This window comes from Ekhidna sp., assembly GCF_963691765.1.
In the GTDB taxonomy this organism is placed as follows: domain Bacteria; phylum Bacteroidota; class Bacteroidia; order Cytophagales; family Cyclobacteriaceae; genus Ekhidna.
Map to the genome: position 1 here is coordinate 1,965,534 of NZ_OY829375.1, position 13,872 is coordinate 1,979,405.

Annotated in this window: 13 protein-coding genes; 6 read left to right on the forward strand and 7 right to left on the reverse strand. The window is 36.8% G+C overall.

Translation table 11 applies throughout. The features are described from left to right. Window position 1: 1 nt before the first annotated feature. Together ACY650_RS09215 and ACY650_RS09220 are read right to left on the reverse strand one after the other, a co-directional pair. A complete protein-coding gene (locus tag ACY650_RS09215; RefSeq protein ID WP_462253987.1) occupies window positions 2-1,129 on the reverse strand; it encodes a M56 family metallopeptidase in 1,128 nt (375 codons plus the stop codon). An 89-nt stretch (window positions 1,130-1,218) separates the two neighbouring features. Continuing rightward, window positions 1,219-1,596, reverse strand: coding sequence for a BlaI/MecI/CopY family transcriptional regulator (locus ACY650_RS09220; RefSeq protein ID WP_462253989.1), 378 nt, complete (start codon window positions 1,594-1,596; stop codon window positions 1,219-1,221). 188 nt (window positions 1,597-1,784) lie between these two features. Here ACY650_RS09220 and ACY650_RS09225 point away from each other — a divergent pair, with 188 nt between their 5' ends. Next, a complete protein-coding gene (locus tag ACY650_RS09225; protein ID WP_462253991.1) occupies window positions 1,785-4,544 on the forward strand; it encodes an alpha/beta hydrolase family protein in 2,760 nt (919 codons plus the stop codon). Here ACY650_RS09225 and ACY650_RS09230 read toward each other — a convergent pair. The 3 genes from ACY650_RS09230 to ACY650_RS09240 all read right to left on the reverse strand — a co-directional run bounded on the left by ACY650_RS09230 (window position 4,541) and on the right by ACY650_RS09240 (window position 6,384). Then, window positions 4,541-5,053: a GNAT family N-acetyltransferase gene (locus tag ACY650_RS09230; RefSeq protein WP_462253993.1), complete on the reverse strand. Its 513-nt coding sequence runs from the start codon at window positions 5,051-5,053 to the stop codon at window positions 4,541-4,543. The genes ACY650_RS09225 and ACY650_RS09230 overlap by 4 nt on opposite strands. Continuing rightward, a complete protein-coding gene (locus ACY650_RS09235; RefSeq protein ID WP_462253995.1) occupies window positions 5,054-5,713 on the reverse strand; it encodes a LiaF transmembrane domain-containing protein in 660 nt (219 codons plus the stop codon). It lies immediately after the preceding gene. Window positions 5,714-5,796: 83 nt separating this feature from the next. Continuing rightward, complete coding sequence (locus ACY650_RS09240) at window positions 5,797-6,384, reverse strand: hypothetical protein (RefSeq protein ID WP_462253997.1); 588 nt, start codon at window positions 6,382-6,384, stop codon at window positions 5,797-5,799. 215 nt (window positions 6,385-6,599) lie between these two features. Between ACY650_RS09240 and ACY650_RS09245 the strand changes: the two genes are divergently transcribed. Then, window positions 6,600-6,974, forward strand: a complete 375-nt coding sequence (locus ACY650_RS09245) for an Hsp20/alpha crystallin family protein (RefSeq protein ID WP_462253999.1) — start codon at window positions 6,600-6,602, stop codon at window positions 6,972-6,974. Window positions 6,975-7,034: 60 nt separating this feature from the next. Further along, window positions 7,035-7,631 (forward strand): class I SAM-dependent methyltransferase, encoded by a 597-nt coding sequence (locus ACY650_RS09250; RefSeq protein WP_462254001.1) that lies wholly within the window; start codon window positions 7,035-7,037, stop codon window positions 7,629-7,631. Here ACY650_RS09250 and gdhA read toward each other — a convergent pair. Further along, entirely contained in the window at window positions 7,628-8,980 is a 1,353-nt protein-coding gene (gene gdhA, locus ACY650_RS09255) for an NADP-specific glutamate dehydrogenase (protein ID WP_462254003.1), read from the reverse strand. The genes ACY650_RS09250 and gdhA overlap by 4 nt on opposite strands. A gap of 181 nt (window positions 8,981-9,161) precedes the next feature. Between gdhA and ACY650_RS09260 the strand changes: the two genes are divergently transcribed. Continuing rightward, a complete protein-coding gene (locus ACY650_RS09260) occupies window positions 9,162-9,335 on the forward strand; it encodes a hypothetical protein (protein ID WP_462254005.1) in 174 nt (57 codons plus the stop codon). Here the strand turns inward: ACY650_RS09260 and ACY650_RS09265 are convergent. Next, window positions 9,332-11,251: a CASTOR/POLLUX-related putative ion channel gene (locus ACY650_RS09265; protein ID WP_462254007.1), complete on the reverse strand. Its 1,920-nt coding sequence runs from the start codon at window positions 11,249-11,251 to the stop codon at window positions 9,332-9,334. The two genes, ACY650_RS09260 and ACY650_RS09265, sit on opposite strands and share 4 nt — an antisense overlap. Before the next feature lie 246 nt (window positions 11,252-11,497). On the opposite strand from ACY650_RS09265, the gene ACY650_RS09270 reads away from it, so the two are divergent. Further along, on the forward strand, window positions 11,498-12,745 hold the full coding sequence (locus ACY650_RS09270; protein WP_462254009.1) for a TAXI family TRAP transporter solute-binding subunit: 1,248 nt from the start codon (window positions 11,498-11,500) through the stop codon (window positions 12,743-12,745). A gap of 88 nt (window positions 12,746-12,833) precedes the next feature. Next, window positions 12,834-13,865, forward strand: a complete 1,032-nt coding sequence (locus ACY650_RS09275; protein WP_462254011.1) for a rod shape-determining protein — start codon at window positions 12,834-12,836, stop codon at window positions 13,863-13,865. Window positions 13,866-13,872 lie beyond the last annotated feature (7 nt).

A 13,872-nucleotide genomic window follows, 5' to 3' on the forward strand; every position in this document is an offset into this window, starting at 1 on the left:
ATTAGTAAACGGGGAAGTTGAAGAAAATGGATTTTTCCAATGCAACAGTTTCTACAACATCATTTTCATCCTTAGTCATATATTCTTTTACTTCAACAACAAGGGCACTTTTCTTATCCTGTTCTGACAATTTTGTGCCAAAATCAAACATTTCGCTTGACTTCATTGTCCACTGTCCTAAGCCTCCAGTTACTAATGTGGCTTCTACTTTTGATAATCGATAAGCCATAGTAGAACCTTCCTCAGGCATCATTCGAATGAATAGCCTATCTGTATCCTTGGATATGCCTTTTTCTAAGTCTACCTCACCAGATGCCGTAAAAAATCTGATATCTGGTTGATCTTCATTTAAGATATTGGGTAATGTAGAAAATGAAGTGAGGAATAGAGCGGTTGCCATTGCAGCTAGAACTATTCCAGCACGAATGAAACTAGTTTTTGAGTGAGTTTTTCTTTTTTCCATCATATTAAATCGTTGTTTTAAACTTGTTTGGTTACTTAAATAATTCACTGACTTGAAGGATATACCGGTTCTTGCTTTGAAGAGCAAATCCTGATATGCCAGCTTGTCGTACCCTTTGATGGAGATTACATAATCATCAGCCAAAAACTCGTGAGCAGCTTTGACGTCTCTTTGGATTAGCCAAATGACTGGGTTAAACCAAAAAAGGATAGTGAGTATTTCCAATAGCATTGCATCTACAGAATGCATTTGGTCTTTATGATATTTTTCGTGAAGAATAATTGGAGCTAGACCCGATTTTTCCGCGTCACCTTTCTTTATGAAGAGGTAGTTGAAGAAGGAAAAAGGAGAGATTTCGGCTTCTGATTCTACAAGAACGAAACCCCATTTTTTACTTTTTCTAGATTGCAAATAAAGACGTGCGATTCCTATCAATCCAGCAAGAAAACGAATAGAAAAAATGAAGACTCCAGCGAAATAAACAATCATCCATGTATTCCAGCCCTTTTCAGCGGAGATAGTGAGATCGGTTTGAAGATCACTGGCGCTTTGAATTGCTTGTTGAAAGGCCGCTGGATAATCCTTCGAAGAACCAAAATCAAAAGTTGGAACAAGAAGATAGCTTGCACAAAAAATTGCAATACAGAGACCCATAAATCTTTTCATTTGCTGGTTGCTTTCTCTGATTATAACTACTCGGGAGAGCAGATAAAATAGAAATAGCGCAAGATTAGATTGTATTAAATAGCTTTCCATTATTCAGATTTTTTCCTCTCAATTTGATTTTTGAAGTGCTCAATAAGATCCTCCATGTCTTCGGTGCTTAATTCTTCATCTGTGCCAAAAGCAGAAACCATGCTTTTGAATGAATCAGAGAAATATCGCTTGACGAAGGACCGCATATACTTCTTTGTATAATCCTCTTCTTTGATAAGAGGATAGTATTCGTTGGTATTAGCAATTGGACGTCGACCCAAGAAACCTTTCTTTTCTAGGATTTTAATAATTGTAGCAACCGTTGTATAGGCTGGCTTCGGATCATTATATCCATTCACTACATCTCTAATCAACCCTCTTTCTAGTGACCAGAGGATTTTCATTGCCTTTTCTTCTGCTTTTGTAAGATTTTCCATTTTGAATTGTCTTGTACGCTTACTGTCTACTAAAGGTTTAGTAAAACTACTAAAAATATAGTAGACAGTAAAAATGATGTTTAAAAAAGGCAATTACCGTCTATAAACTATGCGTTGATCTAGTTCATATTTTTCATTAGAATTATGAATTAAAAGGGCATTTTGATTTTTAAGAAAATTCAATCTTTATGAAAAACATTCTTTTGCTTATTCTAGCGATTCCATTTTTAGGGTTTTCACAGACCAAAAAGGAACTTGATCATGATGCTTATAATGAATGGCGCAGGGTTGAAAAGAGTTTGATAAGTAACGATGGTAAGCATATAGCTTACACCCTCAAACCAAACGGAATTGGAAATGAAAATTTGATGCTACATGACTTTGATGGAAATGTTATCCTTAATCATGAAAGATCTTCTATTCCGTCATTTTCAAATAATTCTGAATATTTAATCTTCAAAGTTGCTCCTGACTTTGAGACTGTTCGCGACCTAAAAAGAACTAAGACTAAGAAAGCCGATATGCCTAAGGATACCCTTGCGATATATTCTTTGGCTGATAAATCGTTAAAAAAGATAGCAGGGTTGAAATCATTCAAAGTCCCGAAAGAATGGGATGATTACCTGGTGTATTTGTATGAACCCGAGCCAGACACAGCCAGCAAGAAAGCTAAGAAATTCAACAAGGAGAATGGCTATAAGTTGATCTTACTCGACCTTAAAAATGCAACAGAATACACATTTTCATATGTATTAGATTATCAAATATCAAAAGAAGGTCCAGGACTTGCCTTGACAACTTCAGGTAATGATAGTACCACCCAGAGAGGGGTTTATCAGTTTGACTTCAACAGTAAGGCCTTTGAACCCATTTATAGATCTAAAGGTGAATACTATCAACTGGCATGGGATAACACTGGTCGTCAGCTAACATTTATTTCAGATACGGATACAACTAAAGCATTAGCAAGGGATTACCATCTACACTACTATAAAATTGATTGGGATAGCAGCAAAACAATTTTAAATAACAAAACTCTGAATGATTTGATAGTGAATAAGGACTTCAAATCATATTTCTCCAATTCTGGAAGGCGATTGTTTTTTGAGGTCAAAGAGTTTCCAATTATTCAAGATACATCATTTCTTGATGAAGAAATTGTCAATGTTGAAGTTTGGAATTCGAATGATCAGCGACTTTTTACGCAACAGGAGAATCAATTGAAGGATGATTTAAAGTTTGGATACTTAAGTTATTACGATACTGAAAGTGACAAAACCTTACAACTGGGAGGATCAGAATATTCGCGAGTTATTATCAGCGATCAAGGGGATGGCAATACAGCCCTAGCACTTAGCAACTATAACTACAGAAAGTTGATTACTTGGGAGGGATATACGTTAAATGACATGTATAGAGTAAATCTCAGTAATGGTCAAAAAACAAAAATTTTAGAAGCAGTAAGAGGATCTGTCTCGCTTTCGCCAAATGGCCAGTATGCACTTTGGTATAACAATGGCGATTCTGCATGGTTTGCATATGATTTTGATGACAATCAGACTAGGCAGTTGACAACTAATAAGGATGTGCCATTCTTCAATGAGATTCACGATACACCGTCTGACCCTTGGCCATACGGAGTGATGAGTTGGACAAAAAATGATGATCGTGTTATAATCTATGATCGGTATGATATATGGGAAATTGATCCTAAAATGAAAGTTGCACCCAAGAAGATTACTCCCGATGGTAGAAGCAAGGGTATCACTTATAGATATGTGAAACTAGATCCTGAAGAGCGATTTATAGAAAAGGGTCAGGATCTATTGTTTACTGGATTTGATAAAGCGACAAAAGACGAATCATTGTATTCATTCAATTATGGGAGAAACAAATCGAAGCTGCTAACCAAAGGAAACTATCAGTATGACTCATTCTTAAAGTCAAGGGATAATGACAATGTAATTTTTACAAAAGAGAACTTTAGCACCTTTCCAGATATACTCGCCTCTAATCTAAGTTTTAGCTCCATACGAAAGGTTAGCGATATTAATCCGCAACAAGAAGAATATAAATGGGGAACGATCGAACTGGTTTATTGGAACTCCCTAGATGGAGAAAAAATGGAAGGGATGCTTGTTAAACCTGAAGGGTTTGATCCTTCTAAGAAATATCCGATGATAGTTAACTTCTATGAGAAAAGTTCAGATAGACTGAATTCACATCGAGATCCATTTCCAGGAAGGTCTACAATAACTTATAGTTTTTACGCCTCAAGAGGATATATCATCTTTAATCCTAACGTAAATTATAAGACAGGGTATCCAGGTGAAGATGCGTTCAATTGTGTCATTCCAGGCGTTACTTCCCTAATAGAAAAAGGTTTTGTAGATGAAGAAAATATTGGTGTTCAAGGCCATAGCTGGGGCGGTTACCAGATAGCTCATTTGATCAATGAAACAAATATTTTTAAATGTGCAGAATCTGGGGCACCAGTTGTAAATATGATTAGTGCTTATGGAGGAATTCGATGGGGCTCCGGACTTAGTAGAATGTTTCAGTATGAGCGCACTCAAAGTAGAATTGGAGGGTCATTATGGGAATATCCACTTAGATATGTAGAAAATTCACCAATTTTCTTCGTGGATAAAGTCCAAACACCTGTTTTGATCATGCATAATGATGAAGATGGAGCAGTACCTTGGTATCAAGGAATTGAATATTTTGGTGCCTTAAGAAGGCTTGGAAAACCTGCTTGGCTTCTGAATTACCGAGGAGAACCTCATTGGCCAGTCAAAGTGCAGAATAGAATTGATTTTAACATCCGATTGGCTCAATTTTTTGATTATTATTTAAAAGGAGCACCGATGCCAAAGTGGATGCGTGATGGTGTACCGGCTACTGAGTTAGGAATCAATCAGGGTTATGAGCTATTAAATGATGATTAAGGCTTAAGAATAGCATAGGTGTATTGGTTTGATATCACCTCATTTTTAATTACCGCATTCTTAGCGATAGATTCCAGTTGATATCCATTTTTCTCCAGCACCCTCATAGATGCTTTGTTGTGTTCAAATACACTTGCGAAGATTCTTTCAAGAGGTAATTCGCGAAAGCCAAAATCAGTTATTAAACAGACCGCTTGGCTAGCGATTCCTTTACCCCAAAAAGGCTCACCAATCCAATATCCAATCTCTGCACTTAGTCGATAGACATCCTTTAATTGTTCAAGGCTAATAACCCCACAGAATTCATTTTTAAAGACTATTGCAAATATGTTTGAGTCTGGTTTTGAAGAGTGCGCAATAAATTCTTGTGCATCGATTTTTGAATACGGGAATGGAATATAATCTCGTAGGTTATCCCAAACATTTTTATTGTTTAATAAAAAGGAAATTCGTTCGGCATCATCAACTACTAAAGACCTTAATCTAATATCTTCAGGGTTGATGATCATTTAATTCTTAACCTCGCCTCCACCAAACATTGTGAATCCTTTTATATGAACTGTGATATCTGATGAACTGACAATATTTTTTCTTGAGTCACTAAAACCTCCAAAAATTGCAGTTGCATCCATATTTACTTTCCAATCTTCTGGAAGCATAAGTTCAACTCCTCCAAACATGCAAAATATCTCGATAATAGCTCCATCTTGAGCACGGGACCCTCGTAGATCTATTTCTGACCCTCCAAAAATGCATGTGATTTTACCTCCTTTCAGGCTCTCGGAAACGTATTTGCGCTCAGTCCCTCCAAAAATGGCAATCTCGTCAAAGTAGTTATCATCAGTCTCAGAAATATTTTTAGGGGCTGATCGCTTTCTAAAAATGAAAGACAAACCAATAACAATCAGTATCAATGGCCACATCTCACCGATGCTTACAATGCGATAATGATGAAGGTAAAAAATGGCAGCGAGCCCAAAAAATACCATTGCAGATCTCCCACTACCAGATATTAAGTTTATAACTCCAAGTACAACAAAAATTGCCGGCCATGAAAACAAGTAGTATGGGATGTAAACATCAAACCCTAAGTTGTCAAGAAGGAATACGGCACCGATTAAAACGAGGATAATACCTACGATAGCTCGTTTATTATTGGATGAAGCCATGCGTTATTAATATCTATGAATTGCAAAAGGTATCAACTACCAATGAATAGCAGCAGATACCTATGTAATTAACGCATTTATAACTAATTAAACCATCCAAATAGCAATGAAATGCCAAATGTCGGTCCGTCGAAATCTCCTGGGTCAAAGTATGTATTATCCACACCTATTGTTTTTTGATATCCTACAGAAGCGTTGATTTTGAACCAATACGCAATATTGGCCTCACCAAAGAATTGAGGGTTGAAAACAAAAACGTCATCTTCGCCTATTTCTTCATTTGTTCCTCTATTCTTAGTTGTTATGCTTCCCCAGCCGAGTTTAGTATCAACTCCCATATGCAATAGATCATCTGGTTTAATAACATAACCAAGCCAAAACCCTCCATGACCAAAACTTGAAGTAAGATCGTTCCCTCCTTGAGAGAATTCATGATTTCCGGTCAACCCTAGCCCATATCCTCCTATAAAGAAAGTGTTGTCAAATAGAACTGCGCCACCTCCACCGGTCATGGTTGATAGATCACCATCTATTGGCATGAATGAAAAAATGACTCCACCAAAACCTGAGATGTCTTCAGGGTCATTTCCGATAAGTGTTTTAGGTCGCTCTCGTTGTGCAAGCGAGCACATTGAAGCTAAGAGTAGTAGTGTGTAAAATGTCCTTTTCATGAGTTTAATCTTATTTTTTTCGAAAATTATGAGTTCAGATTAATTCAAAGACATAAAAAATGATGGAATGTTTCTTTAGGTAGATGAATTGTTAAATTGTTTTAAATCAGTCAAAATGACGCCCTAATAGTAAAAGAATCAGTCATAGTGGCACGTTTATATTCTAATTATCATTTGGAACAGGTTTTGTCCCCTGATGAGAAAGAGCTGAAGATATGAGAGTAGATAAAGAAGCAAGCAAGAGGTTAGCTGAGACAGCCAATGTTGTGAATAGCATAAATGGAGGAACTATTTATCCGACATTTATTACATCAACCGAAAAAGATCATTATAGGCTTGAAGTGAGTGTGCCCACTGTCAATCATGACGATATTAAGGTAGAAGTAAATGGAAGTGATCTTATGGTATATCAAAATGTACATGTCAATTCCTATACATTACCGAATTTATTGGGTATGATCAAAATTTCAGCAGATGTTGAGATTGAAAATATTTATGCTGAGTTTGAAGAAGATATTTTAGTCATAATAATGCCATTCAGTGAGATGACTGGGGGGTTCCAAAAGGAAATAGATATATACAAGCATTGATTTCTATTATCCGGTCTTTTTATTATTCCTATTAAATTAGGCGCATATAGGACGACCTACATGCAAATTCAAGACATCAATAATTATTTTGGAGACATGGATCTTTTCCTAATGGATTTGGTCTTGAAAGGCACTGTCTCGTTTCCAAGTAAAGTGCTAGACGTTGGATGCGGTGAGGGTAGAAACGGGATCTATTTTATTCAAAATGGATACGAATATCTTGGAATAGATATTGATCGTTCCAAACTTTCTTTGATTCAATATTTATCTGAAAATCTACCAGACTCAAAAGCAAAATTTAAGAATGTTGATTTAAGAGACTCAGATTCACAGGATGAATTCGACTTAATAATTTGTAGTCGTGTGCTTCATTTTGCAAAATCTGAAGAAGATTTAAAAGAGATGTGGCGTATACTAAATATGTCTCTAAAAACAGATGGCATTCTATACATTGCGATGGACTCAATTGTTGATACCACTATGGGGCGGAACCTTGAGAATGGTTTAGTTGAATTTCCGGATAAAAAAGTTCGCTTTGCACTCACGCAAGAAACCTACCAAGACCTAAAAAAAGGGTTCAAAGAAATTGAACCCTTAAGAACCTTAGTGCATCAGAATATGCATGCACAAAGCTTTATGTGTCTTAAAAAAATTTAAACGACTCCTTGCGCAATCATTGCATCGGCAACTTTTACAAACCCGGCAATATTCGCTCCCTTAACATAGTCTACGTAATCTTTGCTAATCTCTCCATGAGCCACACAATTTTCATGAATATCCCTCATTATTCCCCTTAGTTTTTGATCAACCTCATCTCTGGTCCATGAAATTCTCAAAGAATTTTGGGACATTTCTAACCCGGAAGTTGCAACTCCTCCGGCATTTGAAGCCTTGCCAGGACTGAACATTAATTTCTTCGACTTAATCAGTTCTACTGCATCTGCTGTAGTAGGCATATTAGCACCTTCAAACACACCAATGCAGCCATTGGAGATTAATAATTTGGCATCCTCAAGAGGTAGCTCATTCTGAGTGGCACATGGATAGGCCAAATCACATTTGATGGTCCATGGTGTTTCATCGGCTCTAAAAGTAGCACTACTAAATTTATCTGCATACTCACTTATCCTTCCTCTTTTTACATTTTTTAGTTCTTTGATATAAGCAAGCTTCTCTTCATTAATACCATCTTTATCATAGATGGAACCACCTGAATCAGAGACACTCACTACTTTGGCCCCATTTTGAATAAGCTTCTCTATTGCAAATTGAGCAACATTTCCTGAGCCTGAGACCGTACAGATTTTACCTTCCAAACTGTCTCCTTTATGCTTAAGAACTTCATCACTGAAATACACACATCCATACCCCGTTGCTTCTGGTCTAATCAAAGAACCTCCGTATTGAAGGCCTTTTCCTGTTAAGACCCCAATAAACTCCCCTTGCACTCTTTTATATTGCCCAAATAGATATCCTATTTCTCTAGCCCCTACTCCAATATCACCTGCGGGAACGTCGGTGAATTGCCCGATGTACTTACTAAGTTCTGTCATAAAACTTTGACAGAATCTCATAACTTCATTGTCACTTTTACCTTTCGGATCAAAATCAGATCCCCCTTTACCTCCACCCATTGGCAGCGTAGTTAGGCTATTCTTGAAAACCTGCTCAAAGGCCAAAAATTTCAGAATACTAAGATTAACTGTTGGATGAAATCTTAAGCCGCCTTTGTACGGTCCAATAGCAGAATTCATTTGAATCCTATAGCCTCTATTGATCTGTACTTCTCCCTTATCGTTTAGCCACGGAACTCTGAACATAAATACTCTCTCAGGCTCACACATGGCTTCCAAGATATTCGCATTTTTATACTTTGGCTTGTCTGCAATAAAGGGTACAATAGTCTCTGCAACCTCGACTACAGCTTGTAAAAATTCGGACTCATTGGGATTTTTAGCAGCAATTTTTTCAATGAATTGTGCGATTTCGTTGGAGTGATTAGCCATGGGATATAGTTGTTTTAATGAATTGAATTTAGGGGTTTTTTATCTATTCGTCTTCAGTAAAATGATGGAATATTACGAAAGTTTTATGTTTCGACAGATTAAGTTCATCGAAATACAATATTAAACTAAAACCCCGCTAATAGTGGGAACGTAAATTAGGTTGAATATAAACCACAGTATTATGAATTATTTAAGATTGGATACTGAGATTCTATCTTCTGTACAAAACTTGAATGGTCATCAAAAAAGCGATGTACTTGATTTTATTAAGAACATTGAGCCTACAAGTCACAATACAAGACTATATAGGCGAAGAGCCATGAAAGAAATTAGAGAAGCATTAAAGAAATCTTAATCTTCAGACAGAACGATCACCATATCGTTTTCTGCTAAAACAAATTCATCCGATTTCTTAGGATTCAATACAACCCCGTATTGATCATCGGCATCTCTTGCTTTACTAATTACACGATAGCCGATGGCAACTTCATTTTTTCTAGCTGCTGATTCAAGAATTGTATAGAAATTCATTTTCATACCAGGCTGAACGTATTCGATTGCCGGCTTAATGTAAATTTCAGACCCATCAGCATCAAATAGGTCTTCAAAAACGCGCATCAAGTCCTTGTTTTCAGATACCTGACTCATCAATAAACTGATCAGTTTGTCACTTACGATAAAATCATCGGCACTAGTAATATCTGCCAATTGCCTGTTTCTGATATCAAGCATCTCACTAACGATCTTGTATTTACTTCCCTTTATCTCAGTGAAATTCCTTAAGTGAAGCAACGTGATGAGTGTTTGTGCATCTGCTTCCTGAATTGGAAAATAGTTTTGATAACAAAGCAAAATGATGTAGTCATATTGCTCTAGCCCCATTGACTCTAAAGTTTCACGCCCAGTGGTATCTTGAAGTTCGAAATCAATAGTGATATTTTTAACTCTTTCTTTAAGTCTATTGATTGTCTTTTCAGCATCTGGGAATTTTGAAACTACTCTAACTTCAGATCCTTTTGGAACATAATTATCAAGCTCTCTAATGATATACCTAGCACGGTTGTTCCAACCAACAATTAAAAGTTTTTCACTGTCCTGAGGTTCTGGCTCAGTATACACAATGTTACTTTCATGAGGATCTACAGGGTTTGAGTTTGGAATTAATGTATCATCATCTTCCGTAATACCAATTACTTTGTCTCCCTTACTGAATACAGTGTCCATTGGGGGATTAATTGCAACGTGACCGTCAGCAAATTGAATACCCATAATCGCAGAGTCTTCATAGGCAAAAAGTATATCTCTGAAAGGTTTACCAACTAATGAAGGAGCATCTTCAAAATAAATCTCGTCACCATCGAAATCCATGAGATCTTGATAAACGACACTCAAGCCAGATTGTCTACTGGTTTGAACCATGATTTTTGATATGATTTCATCAGACAATATCAACTCTACCTCGTCTTTACCAACCATTTTGGCAACATCGAAGTTTTTCTTGTCTTCCATCTCTGCCGTAATGTGATACGGTCTTTCATCAGCATTTCCGCGCAATTTTTCTCGTTTCGGATCCGTAACGATCGCAACAATCGTTTTGATTATTTGGCTATCAGAATTCTCATTTTCCTTATCAAGAATAATAATAGACTTAGTATCAAACGGGTTAGCAATTTTCAAATCATGGACGTCAATAGGGTTTCCCGTTCTACAGATTACCTGAGTATTGCCAGTATTCCCAACTTTATCTTTGATCTCATCCTCCATCAGCACTTTATCCATGTCCGCAAGGATCACAATTACCCCTCTTTTTTGATTTTCGTTGGCTTCAACAATTTCAGGAATAATTGTAAATATTTTTGAAGACCATCCCAAAATGAGAACATGATCTTTTTCTATAACGAATGAACGTCCTTTTCTTAAAACCTCTAGTTTGGTAAGAATACCATTGGATACAAGACCAATGAGTGTCGAAATAATCACTAGACCTATTACAGTGGTCATCAACATAAATAGCCTAAATGGCCAATTCTCATCATGATTACCCAATACACCGGGATCCAAAGCATGGGTAAGATTCACCCAAAACGATTCGAAGATGTTAAAGTTCGACTCATGATCAGGGTGCAGCCCGAGAAGCAACAAGGAGGCGCCAAATAGTATAATTACTACGACAGTAATTACGCCAAGGCCTTTGATCATTGAGATTGTTCCCTGGGAAACAAAACTGTCAAATCGGTATTTTACCTTATCCGAAAAGGAAATATTTTTCATGTGTCTTTATCTGTTTTTTGCTGCCTTTTAAGTCATGTGACTTTTGGCAATCAAAATCAAATTAAAAATTGTTCCAAGAGACTTACTTTTCTTCAAAAAAAGAATATCCTCAGATGCTGGCAGCAAAAGTACTCCTAAAATAGTGCAAAATAATGACTGATTTGGATTTAGCTGCAAAATGCGAAGTGTCAATAATTTGACACAAAAAAATTAGCAGTATTTTTAAAGTACCCGTAATATGCTGTTATGAAGAAATTAATCCATGTTACACTAGCTATATTATTGCTTGCTTCGTGTAACCCGACAACACTCAGATTTTCATTCATTTATAACAATGAAGGCCCCAATAAGGAGATTGCAACGAAAATGAAGGACCTTCTTGAAAGTGAATTCAATGTTGAAATCATGCTAATAGAGGGTATGAATACCAATGCCAATTTAGATAGTTTGATTAATGATCAGGTTGATATCGCTCTGGTTGAAAATTATGTGAACTATCAAGATGGCCTTAATTCAGCATTTTCTGTGTATTCAGAAGTACTCCATGTATTGTATAAGGATCATGTTGACGCCAGTTCATTTGAGTCGCTAATGTACAGTGGGCCACTTTATATTGGACGTGAAGGCTCTCCTACTTACAATTTGATGATGGATTTATGGGACTATTATGGATTAGACTATTCTGTTCCAGTTGTGACATTTGACATGCAAGAGGCTGATGTAGTCGTAGAACTTACCAATCTTTTCTCCAAGAAGCATCTAGATGAATACAAAGGATTTAGGCTATTCTCCTTTGATGATGCTAGTAATGTAAGTGATGCTTCTACTGTACAAGGTATAACATTAAAATATCCTCGACTCTCACCATTCATCATTCCTGAGAATTCATATTGGAGCTTTAATGAAAAGCCTATTGTGACACTCTCTGTTGATTTAGTAATGATGGTTCGATCAAAGATGGGAGAGGTGGCTGTCAATGATTTCACAAAAACAATGCTTAGAAACCGTCAAATTTTTACATCCATCGATCCACTATTGTTTGATGGAATGAAAGAAGATTTTGATCAAGCTAAGTTAAACATACCATTACATGAGGGTGCGCGTATTTTTCTAGATAGAGAAGAGCCTAGTTTTATTGAGCGCTATGCAGAACTTGGAGGAGTAATATTATCAATCATTATCGCTCTATGGAGTGGTATAGTTTCATTGACTAAATGGCAGGCTCAGAAGAAAAAAGATAAAATAGATGAATTCTATGAGGATTTAATGAACATCAAAAACGGAATTGCACGAATTGATACTGTTGCTGAAGGAATGAAGCGAGTAAAGCGTGTTCAACTGTCGCAAAACAAAGCATTTGAGATGCTGATTGCTGAAAAACTCGTGGCAAATGATAGCTTTAGAATATATATGGAACTGTCAAAAGAAACGATCAATGAGCTACGTGGAAAAATGCGAATTTTGAAATCTAAGCAAGAGCGTGCAACTTCTTAAAAATGAAACTTTTATCACTAATTGTTCATGCTTTAGCTTTTATGCAAAATCGAGCCTAAATTCGCTCTCAAATTCAGAGTGAGCATTCATGGGTCTTTTCGATTTTTTCCAGAGCGACATAGCTATTGATTTAGGTACTGCCAACACACTTATTATAAGTAAGGATAAGGTTGTAGTTGATGAACCTTCAATTATTGCAATTGACAAAAACACAAACAAAGTGTTGGCAATTGGCAGAGATGCCATGCAAATGCACGAAAAGACTCACGAAAATATTAAAACGATCCGTCCGCTCAAAGATGGGGTAATTGCTGATTTCCATGCAGCGGAGCATATGATCCGTGGGATGATCAAAATGATGGACAAAGGTAAAAAGAGCTTTTTACCAGCATCCCATCGAATGATTATTTGTATTCCTTCCGGAATTACTGAAGTGGAAAAAAGAGCCGTTCGAGATTCGGCTGAGCACGCCGGAGCAAAAGAGGTTTACATGATTCACGAACCTATAGCCGCTGCAGTAGGTATTGGAATAGATATTGATCAACCTGTTGGAAGCATGGTGGTAGATATTGGAGGAGGTACGACTGAGATTGCTGTGATTGCTTTAAGCGGGATCGTTTGTGATCAGTCTATTCGTGTTGCTGGAGATTCGTTCAACAAGGATATTCTAGATTACATGAGAAGACAGCACAATCTGCTTATTGGTGAAAGAACAGCAGAAAAAGTGAAAATCGAGGTAGGTTCTGCTCTGACAGAACTTGAAGAAGATGCTCCTGAAGACTTTGAGATTAGAGGTAGAGATCTGATGACAGGTATTCCAAAAGTCATCAAAATTTCATATTCTGAAATAGCCTTTGCTATTGACAAGTCAGTATCGAAAATTGAAGAGGCTGTCCTTAAGGCTTTGGAAATTTCTCCGCCAGAGCTATCTGCGGATATTTATGATAATGGGATCTACCTAACAGGTGGTGGAGCAATGCTACGTGGTTTGGACAAAAGGTTGGCAATGAAAACCAAACTTCCAATTCATATTGCGGAAGATCCATTGAGAGCTGTTGTTAGAGGAACAGGAGCTGCTCTTAAAAGTCTAAATCAGTATAAAGCGGTATTGATGACCTAAGAAGTGA